This is a genomic window from Kribbella deserti (genome assembly GCF_042434725.1).
Taxonomy (GTDB): Bacteria; Actinomycetota; Actinomycetes; order Propionibacteriales; family Kribbellaceae; genus Kribbella; species Kribbella deserti.
Window position 1 is genome coordinate 580179 of the sequence record NZ_JBHLTC010000018.1, and the last position, 12188, is coordinate 592366.

The window sequence follows — 12188 nt, forward strand, 5'->3', positions numbered from 1 at the left end:
CGACAGTTCCGCTCACCCCGGGCCGGGCGCGGGGCGCATCAGCCGGTCGAGGAAGGCGATCAGCAAGGCCTCCCGCAACCGGGGCGGTGCGACGTTCAGCAGGGCGTTCACCGGCGCCATCCGGGCCGGCAGGCGCACACCCGATTCGTTGCCACCGGCACTCAATCCCGCCAATTCCAGCAGGCCGTCGAACGCGGCATCGTCCAGGGTGTCCGGATCAAGCCCCTGCGCCGCCTGCGCCAACTCCGGAGCCACCTGCACGGGCCCGGCTTGTTGGGCCGCCACGACCGAGGCGGTCAAAGCCGCCACGAGGTCGTCGTACCGCGCGGCGGTGGCGGCGCTGATCGTGAAGTGCAGCGAAGGCGGCTGACCGCGGAAGGCCAGTTGCGGCTGCACGAACCACCCGCGCGCGGCCAGCTCGTCGGCGAGCGTGAACACGTCCGCCCGTTCATCGGTCCGGACGGCGAACAAGGTGGTCGCGGGCTCGGCTACAACTGTCAGCCCGTCGATCCCGTCGGCGGTGGCGGCCAACCGCCGGGTCGCGGTGACGGCGGTCGCGGCCAGCCGGCGGTAGCCCTCATCGCCGATGTGCCGGACGACGGCCCACGCGGCGGCGACGGGTGCACCGGACTTGGTCGACTGGGTGGTCGCGTTGAGCATCGTGTAACCAGGCCAATCGGCATGCGCGAAGAACTGCGAACGGCGTAACGCGGCCGTCCGGTGCAGCAGGATCGACGCGCCCTTCGGGGTGTACGCGTACTTGTGCAGGTCCACCGAAACACTCGTCACCCCCGGTACGACGAAGTCGAAATCGGGGCAGTCGTCGAGATACGGCAGGATCCACCCGCCGATACACGCGTCGACGTGGCATCGGATATCCCTGGCCGCGGCGGCCTCGGCGATCGCGGGCACGGGATCGATCACGCCATGCGCGTACGACGGGGCGCTCGCGACGACCAGCACGGTGGTGTCGTCACAAGCGGCGGCCATCGCCTCGGGATCGGCCCGGAAGGTGGCGGGATCAACATCCACCACGACGACCTGAACGCCGAAATAGTGCGCCGCCTTGTGGAAGGCCGCATGGGCGGTCGACGGCAACACCAGGCTCGGGCGATCAACCTCGGGACGCGAATCGCGCGCGGCCTGAACCGCCAGCAGGATCGACTCCGTACCACCGGAGGTGACGGTGCCGACCGTGCCGGGAGGTCCATGCAGCAGGCGGGCGGCATGCGTGACCAAGTCGTTCTCGAATTCGCGCACGCTCGGGAACACCGTCGGATCAAGCCCGTTCGTGGCGCCGAACATCGCGAGCGCCTGCCGGCCGATCTCGTCGGCCTCCGCCAGGCCCGAGTCGTACACATAAGCGAGCGTGCTGCCGCCATGCGTGGGCAGATCGCCCGCCTGCAAGGCCCGCAGCCTCGCGAGTACGTCGTTCATCGCACCTCCAGGGCTTCGACCTCGCCGGCGTTGAGCCGATACCGGCGCAGGGAGAACAGGCTGACCAGAATCAAGACGGCGGGCACCACCGACACCCCGAGCACGATCGCGGTCAACGCGGAACCAGGTTGAACCACCTGATCCCTGGTCGAGGAGATATAACCGCCAAGCTGCAGCACCAACGCGAACACGCCCGGGCCCAGCGCGAGGCCTAGCGTTTCCCCGGCGGTCCAGATCCCGGTGAAGACCCCGGCCCGGCGCATGCCCGTCCGGGCCGTATCCACCGCGGCGACGTCGGGCAGCATCGCCATCGGGAACACCTGCGCGCCGGTGAAGCCGATCCCGACGAACGCGGTCGACAGGTAAACGAGGCCGACCGGCACATCCTGAGCCGCGACGAGCCCGGCCGCGCCGAGAGCCAGCACCACCGACGCGGCGACGTACCCCGTCTTTTTGCCGAAGCGGGCGCCGACCGCCTGCCAAACCGGGCTGACCAGCAACGCGGGACCGACCACGCAGAGGAACAACATGGTGGACGCACCGCTGTCACCCAGGACATACCTCGCGAGATAGTCGATACCCGCAAGCATCGCGCCGACGGCCAGGGCCTGGAGCATGAACGTGAGCAGTAGGCGCCGGAAGTCGGCCTCCTGCGCGACGATTCGCAGCTGCGATCGCAACGACCCGGCGGTCTCGGCGGGGGGCCCGATCGGCGCCTTGCGAGTGCCGAGATACGCCCCGATGGTGCCGATGAGCAGCAGGCACGCGATGGCGAGGCCCATCACGCGATAGCCCTCCCGGCCGCCCAGGGCGTCGCGGATCGCGGGCGCACTCCCGCCGCTGACCAGGATGGCCAAGGTGAGTACGGCGACGCGCCAGGCCATCAGCCGGGTCCGCTCGCCATAGTCGTCGGTGATCTCCGCGGGCATCGCGACGTACGGCACTTGGAAAAACGCATAAGCCGTGGCGCAGGCCAAGAAGGCGATCAGCACCCAGGCGCCGTCGATTACGGACGAGCCGAGGTCCGGCGCCGCGAAGAGCAGGGCGAAACAGATGGCCAGGGCGACACCGCCGCGCAGCAGGAACGGCCGGCGCGGCCCGAGCGGCGACACATGCCGATCGCTGATTCGGCCGGCGACGGGATTGAGCACCACATCGAGGGCCTTGGGCAACAACACGATCGCCCCGGCCAGGAACGCCGCAATACCAAGGGTGTCGGTCAGATAGGGCAACAGCAGCAAGCCGGGCACCGTGCCGAACGAGCCGGTGGCGACCGAGCCCAGGGCATAACCGATCCGCACCTGGCGGGGCAGCGTGTGCGACGACATGGCGGACAGCATGCCAGCCCGTTCCGGTCTTTTCCGCTGTTCGGCCCGACGAGTTCGGTGGTCGCGGAAATGACGTGCGAACTGTCGGTGGCGTCTGATTGTCTTTGGGGCGTGAGAACTGAGAACCCCGCACCGATCGAGGCCGTCCTGTTCGACTGGGGCGGCACCTTGACCCCTTGGCACACGATCGACATCGTCGCGGCCTGGCGTGCCGTCGCGGCGCAGATCGACCCGGACCGGGCCGACGAGCTGGCCATTGCCCTGCACAAGGCCGAAGACAGCGTCTGGGCCCGCGCCCGCGACGAGCACGTCAGCGGCACGCTCGAGGAGGTGTGCACGCTGGCGGAGGTCGTGATGACCCCCGACGCCCTCGCGGAGTACAAGCGGCAGTGGCATCCGCACAGCCTGCTCGACCCGGATGCGCCGGCGATGCTGACCGCTCTTCGTGAGCGCGGCCTCAAGGTCGGCGTGCTGTCCAATACGATCTGGCCGCGCGAGCACCACGAGGAGATCTTCGACCGCGACAACGCGCTCGAGCTGTTCGACGGCGCGGTCTATTCCAGCGAGATCCCGTGGACGAAGCCACATCCGGAGGCGTTCCTGACGGCGATGCGGGCCGCGGGCGCGATCGATCCTCAGCGCTGCGTGTTCGTGGGCGACCGGCTGTTCGACGACGTCTGGGGCGCACAGAACGCGGGCATGCGCGCGGTGCACATCCCGCACGGCGACATTCCGCTGAACCAGATCGGCCACACCGAGGGCGTGCCGGACGCCACCGTGCACAAGCTGTCGGAGCTGGTCCCACTCATCGACGACTGGCTAGCGGCCTGATCCGGCCGCGGACAGAGCGGACCCCCGGGCCGGGAGGGCGGCGCCGGGGGTCCTTTGGGGGGCTCTTCGGTGGTGGCGGCTGACGCCGCCGTTGGCTCAGGCGGCCAGGGAAGGATCGGCCAGCTGACGCAGGCGGCCCAGGGCCTCCCGCTCGATCTGGCGAACGCGCTCGGCGGAGATGCCGTGCACGGCGCCGATATCGGCGAGCTTGGCCTGGCGGCCGTCATGCAGCCCGTAGCGACGGCGAATCACGTCCGCCGAGCGCGGGTCGAGCTTGTCGACCAGGCTGAACAGACCCGAACGGTCCGACGCGTCCGCGACCAGTTCGTCCGGACCGGGGGAGGTCTCGGAGGCGATCAGGTCGCCGAGCGAGGTCTCACCCTCGTCGTCGATCGGGTTGTCGAGGCTGATGTGATCGCGGCCGATCCGGATCAGCTCGGAAACCCGCTCCGGCTCCAGATCCAGTTCCAGCGCGATCTCTTCCACCTCGGGCTCACGGCCGAGCTTGCGCTCGAGCGTGCGCCGGGCCGAACCGATCTGGTTCAGCTGCTCCACCACGTGCACCGGCAGGCGGACCACTCGGGCCTGCTGCGCGATACCGCGGGTGATGGCCTGGCGAACCCACCAGGTCGCATATGTCGAGAACTTGAAGCCCTTGCGGTAGTCGAACTTCTCCACCGCGCGGATCAGGCCCGTGTTGCCTTCCTGGACCAGATCCAGCAGCGGCATCTGCGACCGGCCGTAACGACGGGCGATCGAGACCACCAGCCGCAGGTTCGCGGTCACAAAGCGCTGCTGTGCGCGCTGGCCCTCTTCGGCCAGCCACTCGAGCTCTTCCGCCGTCGCGTATTTGGGCGCTCCGCCCTTTTTCCGACCAACCCGCCCCTCGGCCAGCAGTTGCTCCGCGAGCAGCCCTGCCTCGACCGTCTCAGCGAGCTCGACCTCTTCTTCCGCCGACAGCAGCGGCGTACGAGCGATCTCTTCGAGATAGAGACCGACGCTGTCCTTGCCGTCGATACCGTCATCCGTTGAACGGACACGAACCATGCGAGCCACCGAAACTCCCTTCGTCGTTACATGGAGAGCAACGCTCGAGTGAGGTTCAAGATTCCACGATCAGGGTGTAAAGACCCTGAAGGTTCCCTGAGATTTCCCGGCACCGTTCTCTCATCTTTTCCCGCCCGCGTACGGCAGTTGTTCGGCGCCGACGCGCGAATGGACGGGTGGAACGGGGTATCCGGTCCGGAATGCCTGTAAACAAAGGAAAGCGCCTCACCAGCGGGCAGCTGCCAGCCACCTCCAGGACGTTCGCCACCCCCTCCTGGTTGTCGCCGTGCCATGTGGTGGAGGACACACCGCATTTGCGCCTATCCCTGCGGTACCCGCGCCCGCCGCCACGAAACGGCTGCACAAGTTCAACATCCCCGGTGACGCTGGGCATTCCGTGTGGCCTTCGGGTGGCAACGATCGGTCCCAATTCGCTTGGTCGCTCTCCCGGTCGGCGCAGGGCGAATAGGGTCCGATCGTGGCATGACGTGGAGAGGCGGCGGCCCGGACATGGTGGTCCTGGGGTCGGCTACCGAGTATTTGCGCGGCTACCTGGTTGGAACCGGGTAGCCGCGCAAAAGGTCGGTAGTGGGTACACCACAACCCGGTAGTCGTCCCATAATCCGATAGCCGGCCCGGCCGCTGGACGGATCCAGCTGAGCGCAACGGCGAGGGGGCGAACCAGCGACCTACGGCGACAGACCGGGGCGAAACGGGGCGAAGCACGGCAGCCCAAGGGGATCGGGACGGCGGTGAGTGTGGAGGTCCTCGCTGGCCTCAGCTCGTCGCTGTTAGCTGGCGAGTTTCAGGGTGTCGAGGATCCAGGAGAGGGTGAAGGACAGTTCGTGCCAGGCGTCGTAGCGGCCGCTTCGGCCGCCGTGGCCGGCCTCCATCTCGATCTTCAGCAGTACCTCGGAGTCACCGGTCTTCAGCTCACGGAGACGGGCCACCCACTTGGCGGGTTCGACGTAGAACACGCGGGTGTCGTTGAGGCTGGTGATCGCCAGGATCGGGGGATAGTCCTGCGCCGCGACGTTCTCGTACGGCGAGTAGGACTTCATGTACTTGTAAACCTCGGGGTCCTCCAGCGGATTACCCCACTCCTCCCACTCGATCACCGTCAACGGCAGGGACGGGTCCAGGATCGTGGTGAGCGCGTCCACGAACGGCACCTCGGCCACGACGCCGCCGAAGGCCTGCGGCGCGAGGTTGGCCACCGCGCCCATCAGCAGACCGCCCGCACTACCGCCCTGAGCGACGATCCGGGACGGCTGGCTCCAGCCGGATGACACCAGGTGCTCGGCACACGCGATGAAGTCGGTGAACGTGTTGCGCTTGGCCAGCATCTTGCCGTCGTCGTACCAGTGCCGCCCGAGCTCACCGCCACCGCGGACATGGGCGATCGCGAAAACCACGCCCCGGTCCAGCAGCGACAGCCGGGGGATCGAGAACCACGGGTCCAGCGACGACTCGTACGAGCCGTAGCCGTAAAGCAGTACCGGCGCGTTCCCGTCCGGGGTGACGTCCTTGCGCGCCACCATCGAGATCGGCACGCGCGTCCCGTCCGGCGCGGTGGCCCATTCCCGGTACTGCGTGTACGCGCCGAGGTCGACGCCACCGAGCACGGGCTGCTGCTTGAGCAGGCGGCGCTCGCCCGTCGCGACCTCCACGTCGTACGTCGAAGAGGGGGTCACCAGTGAGGTGTAGCCGAACCGGTAGCGGGTGTCGTTCCACTCGTCGTTCCGGCCGGGGGAGACCGAGTAGATCGGCTCGTCGAAGACCAGCGCCTCCGGCGTACCGAAGCCGGAGCCTTCGCGCGGCAGCACGGCGAGTTCGGTCAGCGCGTTACGGCGGCGGTAGACCATGACGTGTCCGGCGAAGGCGTCCGCCCCGAGCAGGCGGCTCTCCTCGTCGGCCGCGAGCAGGGTGGTCCAGCTGCCCGGGTTGTCGAGAGGTGCCGTCGCGAGGGAGAAGTTCGGCGCGTCGGCGTTGTGCGTGATGAGCAGCTGATCGCCCGCGTGCTCGACGTCGTACTCGACACCTTCGCGGCGCGGGGCCACGACGACGAGTTCGCCGGCCGGGTTCTGCGCGTCGAGCAGCCAGACCTCGCTGGTCAGCTTGCTGCCGAGTGAGACCAGGATCGCCTGCTCGTTGCGGGTCAGGTCTACGCCGACCCAGAACCGCTCGTCCGGCTCCTCCAGTACGAGCACGTCCTCGGTGGCGCCGAGTTCGTGCCGCCAGACCTGGTACGGGCGCCAGGCGTCGTCGGTCTTCGTGTAGAACAACGTCGAGCCGTCGGCGGACCAGGCCGAGCCGTAGTGGATGTCGGTCAGCTCGTCCGGCAGCAGCTCGCCGGTGCGCAGGTCCTTGATTCGCAGGGTGAAGCGCTCGTCGCCGGTCAGGTCGACCGAGTACGCGAGCAGGTTGCCGTCGGGGGAGACGTCCACCGTGCCGAGCGCGAAGAACTCCGAGTCGCCCGCGACCTGGTTGCCGTCGAGCAGCAGCTGCTCGCCCGGGATGTCGCCCTCGGTGACCGGCGGCTCGTCGCCCTCGACCTTGACCCGGCAGCTGATCGCGTACTGCTTGCCCTCGATCGTGCGGGTGTAGTACCAGTAACCGCCGCGACGGGCCGGCACGCTCAGGTCGGTCTGCAGGGTGCGTTCGGAGATCTCCGAGAAGATTGCCTCGCGCAACGACTTCAGGTGCTCGGTGCGGGCGGCGGTGTAGGCGTTCTCGGCCCGGAGGTACTCGAGAACCTCTTCGTTGGTCTTGTCCCGCAGCCACTCGTAGTCGTCCACGAAGACGTCGCCGTGGTGACTGCGTTCCTTGGGCTTACGTGCGGCTACTGGCGGTGTGAGGTCGGACATGCCGCGACACTACCGCCCGGCGCGATCAGACCTGATAGGTGGCGACGACCGGTGCGTGGTCGCTCCAGCGTTCGGCGTACGTCGGGGCCCGGTGGACCGCGCAATCCACGGCCTTTTCGGCCAGCTCCGGTGACGCGATCTGGTAGTCGATCCGCCAGCCCGCGTCGTTGTCGAAAGCCTTACCGCGCCACGACCACCACGAGTACGGCCCGGGCCCGTCGCCACCGAAGCGCCGGCCCAGGTCGATCCAGCCCGCCGCGAACAAGCGGTCCAGCCAGGCCCGTTCGTCGGGCAGGAATCCGGACTTCTTGCGGTTGGCCTTCCAGGCCTTGAGGTCTTCCTCGCGGTGCGCGATGTTCAGGTCGCCGCACATCAGCACGTGCCGCCCGTCGGCCCGTAGCTCGATCAGCCGGGCCATCATCGCGTCGAGAAAGGCGTACTTCTCCTCCTGCCGCGGCGGCGTTTCGGCCTCGCCGGTGTACACGTAGACACTCACGGCGGTCAGCGTCGACCCGTCATCCAGGACGACGTCCGCCTCGACCCAGCGGCCACAGCCCAGGAACCGCTCCGGGCCGACCTCGGAACGCTCGGCCTTGATCGGCCGGCGGCTCGCGACGGCCACGCCGGCACGGCCCTTGCTGCCGTCGGTACCGGGCTCGGCGTGCGCGATGAACCAGTCACCGCCGAGGTGGTCGCGCAGGATCTCGTCGGACGCGCGAACTTCCTGCATCAGCAGCAAGTCGGGGTCGGTGGCGGCGAGCCAGTCGGCCATTCCCCGGCGATAGGCGGCGCGGATTCCGTTCACGTTCGCAGTAGCCACTCTCAGCACCCGCGGAACTCTAGCGGGTGAACCTTTCGATCCTGATCGAAGAGTGCCCGGTGAGGACCCTCGGGGCCGGTAGCTTCCGCCCGCGGGGGAAGAATCACTGGATAGGAGAATCAGTTGCACAAATTCACAAGGGCGGCCTTGGTGCTCGGCACCTCGGTACTGGCCGTCTGTACGGCGACGCTGCCCGCGGGCGCTCGCGTCGCCGACGAGCCGTCCTCGGCCATGCCTCCGGCGCCGATGAAGGCCGAGGCCAAGGCTCCGGTCGCGACCACGGCGGTCGCGCCACAAGGTACGGCGATGCCGGCCGCCGCCGGTGATCCGGCCACGCTGGTCCGGTACTACAACCGCGGTACCGCCCGGCACCGGGTCACCACTGTCGGCCTGAAGACCGCCGGCTGGTACGCCGAACTCGGCGGCCTGTGGGGTCTGCTGCGCACGAACCCCACGAACACGCGCGCGCTGTACGAATGCCGCGCGGGCTCGTACGACTACTTCATCTCGTTCGCCTCGAACTGTGGCGGCAAGGTGAAGATCGGTCTGCTCGGTTACATCTACAAGACGAAGCCGAAGACCCCGGCGACGGCGGCACTGTGGCAGTGCTACCAGACCAAGGGCGATCACTTCGTCTCGATCCGCAGCAACTGCGAGGGCGCGCGCAACGCGGGCTTCCTCGGTTACGCGCGGACCACGGCCAGCCTGGTCGGGTTCTCGCGGTACAACAACGGCCCGGACCACTGGGAGACCTCCAGTGCCGTGGACGCGAACTACCGTCGCGAGGGCAGCTGGGCCATTCGCTGGACCCAGACCAGCCGCTCCCGCGCGCTGTACGGCTGCTCGTACCCGATCGGTACCCGTACCGATCACTTCCTGTCCCTGCAGGCGAACTGCGAAGGCAAGCGGGTGCTGCGGCGGGAAGGTTTCGTTTACACCTTCAACCCGGGCAGCAAGTACACCGCGATCTACCGGTGCCTCCTGCCGTCGGGTGATCACTTCACCTCGGCCAGGTCGAACTGTGAGGCCGCGGCCGGCGTCAAGAACGAAGGCCGCCTCGGTTGGGTTCGCCTGACCGCTTGGTGATCTGAGTCCTGGCCCGGGTCCTCAGACCCGGGCCAGGGTCTTCAGTACCGCTCGCTCGTCATCGTTCGTGACGGCCGTCAGCAGCAACAAGCCGAGGCTTTCCTCACACATTCGCTCCAGCTCGTCGCGATCGACCGACGGGCCGTCGAGCCAGGTGAGCAAGGTCTGTTCGACAAAGCCCTGCCAGCCGTAACAGGCCAACGTCACAGCCGGCGTCGTACCAACGCCCAAAGTGGCGACCGCCGCCACCACCCAGCCGGTGAACGTTCGCCGCATCTCCGCGTGCAGCGCCCGGACCGCGGGATCACCGGCCGCGGACATCGCCAGCGTGGCCCGATACAGCTGCGGTTGTTCCAGTACGGCGCCGACAAACGCCCGGATACCGGTGCGGAGTTGCTCGTCCGGCGGTAACGAGAGGTCCGGCGCGGTCCGGAGCAGCATCAACGCGGCGGCTTCCTCGATCACGGCGTACTGGAACTTCTTTTTCGAGCCGAAGTAGTGGAACAGCAGCGCGGGGGAGACGCCCGCCTCGGCCGCGACCTCCTCGACCGAAACCTCGCTGTGCGGATCCGCCTCCAGCACGCGCCGCGCCGCGGCCAAGATCTGGACGCGGCGCTCGTCGGGCCGAAGGCGATTCATACCGGCAGTCTATTGAGGAAACGGTCAACAAGCACCTACTGTTGAGTATCCACTCAACAACGAAGGGTGTGCCATGGCCGGCAGAGTCGTACTGATCACGGGAGCCTCGAGGGGGATCGGCGCGGCCGTCGCCCGCCGCCTCGCCGCCGAGGGAGACACGCTCGCGCTGGTCGGACTGGAGCCGGACGAACTGGCCAAGGTCGCCGCCGACTGTGGACCCGAAGCCGGCTGGTGGGAGGTGGATGTCACCGACACGGCCGCGCTGGGCGAGGCCGTCGCCGAGATCGCCGAGCGGTACGGCCGGATCGACGTGGTCGTCGCGAACGCGGGTATCGCCGCGCCCGGTTTCAGCCGCAGCATGGACCCGGCGGTCTGGGAGCGCGTGATCAACGTCGACCTGTTCGGTGTCTGGCGAACCGTGCACACGACCTTGCCGCACTTGATCGACAGCAAGGGCTATCTACTGCTCGTCTCTTCTCTCGCGGCCGTAGTGCACATCCCGGGCCTTGCTTCGTACAACGTGGCCAAGGCCGGAGTAGAGGCCCTGGGCAACAGTTTGCGGACCGAACTGCGGCACCTCGGCGTGAAGGTTGGCGTCGCGCACCTGACGTTCGTCGACACCGACATGGTTCGGGGCGTCGACGAACACCCCGTCTTCGGCAAGGTCCGTACCGGCGTACCGCTGGTGAGCCGGGTTTATCCGCTCGAACTGGCCGTCGACAAATTTGCCCGGGGCATCGATCGCCGTTCGCGGGTGGTGCACGTGCCGGGCTGGATCGGCGTGATGAAGGTCTTCCGTTCCCTTTGGCCGTACGTCGTGGAGGCGGGCAGCCGGTTCAGCGTGCCGAAGGCCGACCGCGCCGCGCTCGCCGACATCGAGGCACGTGGCCGGGCCGCCTCGTCGCGGGCCTCCGGCGCGGGTGGACTCGCCGACAGCGAGATCGCCGTCGCCGCCGCTCGTAAGGTGGCCGGATGAAGGATCGCCAGTACGACATCGTGGTTTTCGGTGCGACCGGGTTCACCGGACGCCTGACAGCCGAGTACCTCGCCAAGTTCGCGCCGGCGGAGCTGAAGTGGGCCCTCGCCGGGCGGAATCGAACCAAGCTGGAGGCCGTGCGGGACGAACTCGGCCTGTCGGTCGACCTGCTGGAGGCCGACGTCACCGATCCGGAGTCGCTGGCGAAGCTGGCCGCGTCGACCGGGGCGGTGATCACCACCGTCGGGCCGTACGTGCTTTATGGCGAAGGGCTGGTCGCCGCGTGCGCCGAGGCGGGCACGGACTACCTGGATCTGACCGGTGAGCAGGAGTTCGTCGACACCATGTACGTGAAGTACCACCAGCGTGCGGTCGAGACCGGCGCGCGGATCGTGCACTGCTGCGGTTTCGACTCGATCCCGTACGACATCGGCGTGCAGTACGCCGTGGAGCAGTTGCCCGAGCGGGTCCCGATCCAGGTGACCGGCGTGGTGACTGCGGGCGGACGCCCGTCAGCGGGCACACTGCAGACGGTCGTCACGATCGCCTCCCGGCCCAAACAGGGCGTGGCGGCGCGCAAGGAGCGCAGGCGGATCGAGCCGAAGCCGGAAGGCCGTTCGGTCCGGACCGTGCCCGGGCGGATCCACCGGCGCGGCGGCTGGTGGGCGATCCCGTTCCCGAGCGTCGACCCGCGGGTGGTGGCCGCGTCGGGCCGGGCACTGGAACGCTACGGGCCCGACTTCCGGTACTCCCACTTCATTGCGGTGAAGCGCCTGCCTGCGATGCTCGGGCTGCTCGCCGGTTCGACCGGGTTGCTGCTCGGCGCCCAGGTGCCGCCCGTGCGCAAGCTGATGCTCGACCGGATCACCTCTGGCGACGGGCCCAGCGCGGAACAGCGGGCCAAGTCGTGGTTCAAGGCGCGGTTCATCGCCGAAGGTGGCGGCAAGCGCGTCACCACCGAGTTCGCCGGTGGCGATCCGGGCTATGACGAGACGGCCAAGATGCTGGCCGAATGCGCGTTGTGCCTGACGTACGACGACCTGCCGGCCACCTCCGGCCAGGTGACCACCGCAGTGGCGATGGGCCCGGCGTTGCGCAAGCGCCTGATCGACGCCGGTTTGACCATTCGCGTGGTCTCGACCGAGGACTACTGAGCC

10 protein-coding genes are annotated in these 12188 nt (G+C 68.2%); 4 read left to right on the plus strand and 6 right to left on the minus strand.

Annotation, left to right across the window (positions count from 1 at the left end; all coding sequences use genetic code 11):
* Window positions 1-12: 12 nt before the first annotated feature.
* Together ACFFGN_RS15965 and ACFFGN_RS15970 are read right to left on the minus strand one after the other, a co-directional pair.
* On the minus strand, window positions 13-1437 hold the full coding sequence (locus tag ACFFGN_RS15965; RefSeq protein ID WP_380048138.1) for a pyridoxal phosphate-dependent decarboxylase family protein: 1425 nt from the start codon (window positions 1435-1437) through the stop codon (window positions 13-15).
* Window positions 1434-2765, minus strand: coding sequence for an MFS transporter (locus tag ACFFGN_RS15970; RefSeq protein WP_380048140.1), 1332 nt, complete (start codon window positions 2763-2765; stop codon window positions 1434-1436). Before ACFFGN_RS15970 ends, ACFFGN_RS15965 begins: the two co-directional genes overlap by 4 nt.
* Before the next feature lie 111 nt (window positions 2766-2876).
* Here ACFFGN_RS15970 and ACFFGN_RS15975 point away from each other — a divergent pair, with 111 nt between their 5' ends.
* Complete coding sequence (locus ACFFGN_RS15975; protein ID WP_380048142.1) at window positions 2877-3596, plus strand: HAD family hydrolase; 720 nt, start codon at window positions 2877-2879, stop codon at window positions 3594-3596.
* A 96-nt stretch (window positions 3597-3692) separates the two neighbouring features.
* On the opposite strand, the gene ACFFGN_RS15980 is transcribed toward ACFFGN_RS15975, so the two are convergent.
* The 3 genes from ACFFGN_RS15980 to ACFFGN_RS15990 all read right to left on the minus strand — a co-directional run bounded on the left by ACFFGN_RS15980 (window position 3693) and on the right by ACFFGN_RS15990 (window position 8339).
* Window positions 3693-4643, minus strand: coding sequence for a sigma-70 family RNA polymerase sigma factor (locus tag ACFFGN_RS15980; protein WP_380048144.1), 951 nt, complete (start codon window positions 4641-4643; stop codon window positions 3693-3695).
* Window positions 4644-5434: 791 nt separating this feature from the next.
* Window positions 5435-7510, minus strand: coding sequence for a S9 family peptidase (locus tag ACFFGN_RS15985; protein ID WP_380048146.1), 2076 nt, complete (start codon window positions 7508-7510; stop codon window positions 5435-5437).
* A gap of 25 nt (window positions 7511-7535) precedes the next feature.
* Entirely contained in the window at window positions 7536-8339 is an 804-nt protein-coding gene (locus tag ACFFGN_RS15990) for an exodeoxyribonuclease III (RefSeq protein WP_380048148.1), read from the minus strand.
* 114 nt (window positions 8340-8453) lie between these two features.
* Here ACFFGN_RS15990 and ACFFGN_RS15995 point away from each other — a divergent pair, with 114 nt between their 5' ends.
* Window positions 8454-9416, plus strand: a complete 963-nt coding sequence (locus ACFFGN_RS15995) for a hypothetical protein (RefSeq protein WP_380048150.1) — start codon at window positions 8454-8456, stop codon at window positions 9414-9416.
* A gap of 21 nt (window positions 9417-9437) precedes the next feature.
* Here the strand turns inward: ACFFGN_RS15995 and ACFFGN_RS16000 are convergent, their stop codons facing one another.
* Entirely contained in the window at window positions 9438-10055 is a 618-nt protein-coding gene (locus tag ACFFGN_RS16000; protein WP_380048152.1) for a TetR/AcrR family transcriptional regulator, read from the minus strand.
* 73 nt (window positions 10056-10128) lie between these two features.
* Between ACFFGN_RS16000 and ACFFGN_RS16005 the strand changes: the two genes are divergently transcribed.
* Both ACFFGN_RS16005 and ACFFGN_RS16010 read left to right on the plus strand, forming a co-directional pair.
* Window positions 10129-11031 (plus strand): short-chain dehydrogenase/reductase, encoded by a 903-nt coding sequence (locus tag ACFFGN_RS16005; RefSeq protein WP_380048154.1) that lies wholly within the window; start codon window positions 10129-10131, stop codon window positions 11029-11031.
* A complete protein-coding gene (locus tag ACFFGN_RS16010; protein ID WP_380048156.1) occupies window positions 11028-12185 on the plus strand; it encodes a saccharopine dehydrogenase family protein in 1158 nt (385 codons plus the stop codon). The genes ACFFGN_RS16005 and ACFFGN_RS16010 overlap by 4 nt, the downstream gene beginning before the upstream one ends.
* Window positions 12186-12188: the final 3 nt, after the last annotated feature.

What these genes read in the sequence shown, in the direction of transcription:
- ACFFGN_RS15965 (WP_380048138.1), bottom strand. Translation starts at nt 1,437, where the DNA reads ATGAACGACGTACTCGCGAGGCTGCGGGCCTTGCAGGCGGGCGATCTG.
- ACFFGN_RS15970 (WP_380048140.1), bottom strand. Translation starts at nt 2,765, where the DNA reads ATGTCGTCGCACACGCTGCCCCGCCAGGTGCGGATCGGTTATGCCCTG.
- ACFFGN_RS15980 (WP_380048144.1), bottom strand. Translation starts at nt 4,643, where the DNA reads ATGGTTCGTGTCCGTTCAACGGATGACGGTATCGACGGCAAGGACAGC.
- ACFFGN_RS15985 (WP_380048146.1), bottom strand. Translation starts at nt 7,510, where the DNA reads ATGTCCGACCTCACACCGCCAGTAGCCGCACGTAAGCCCAAGGAACGC.
- ACFFGN_RS16000 (WP_380048152.1), bottom strand. Translation starts at nt 10,055, where the DNA reads ATGAATCGCCTTCGGCCCGACGAGCGCCGCGTCCAGATCTTGGCCGCG.
- ACFFGN_RS16005 (WP_380048154.1), top strand. Translation starts at nt 10,129, where the DNA reads ATGGCCGGCAGAGTCGTACTGATCACGGGAGCCTCGAGGGGGATCGGC.
- ACFFGN_RS16010 (WP_380048156.1), top strand. Translation starts at nt 11,028, where the DNA reads ATGAAGGATCGCCAGTACGACATCGTGGTTTTCGGTGCGACCGGGTTC.